This window comes from Micrococcus sp. R8502A1 (assembly GCF_006704135.1).
GTDB lineage: Bacteria > Actinomycetota > Actinomycetes > Actinomycetales > Micrococcaceae > Micrococcus > Micrococcus luteus.
Genome location: NZ_VIGS01000122.1, coordinates 1 through 252, shown reverse-complemented (window position 1 = coordinate 252; position 252 = coordinate 1). Strand labels below are relative to the sequence as shown.

General features: G+C 67.5%; 1 pseudogene. It reads right to left on the bottom strand.

What is annotated here, in order from left to right:
• Positions 1-126: 126 nt before the first annotated feature.
• Positions 127-252, bottom strand: a pseudogene (locus FLM69_RS11310) (transposase); the annotation flags it as partial.

The following is a 252-nucleotide window of genomic DNA, read 5'->3' as shown; positions in this document are numbered from 1 at the left end:
CTGCAGGCTCACCACCGTGACCAACACCGGAGACGAGGTGGACCCCGACACCGAACTCACCCTCGGCCTCAGCGCCTGACCCCCATGAAGGATCAGACCGCTACACCATCACGAGGGGCTTGACCATCTGAGCTTGGGGATGGCCACGTCCAGGGTGCCGACCCGGGTGTCCAGGTCCCGGTGGCGGTACCCGTTCCGCTGAGCAGTGCGCGAGGAGCTGGGCTTGCCCCATTCGGCACCGACCACCGCGTC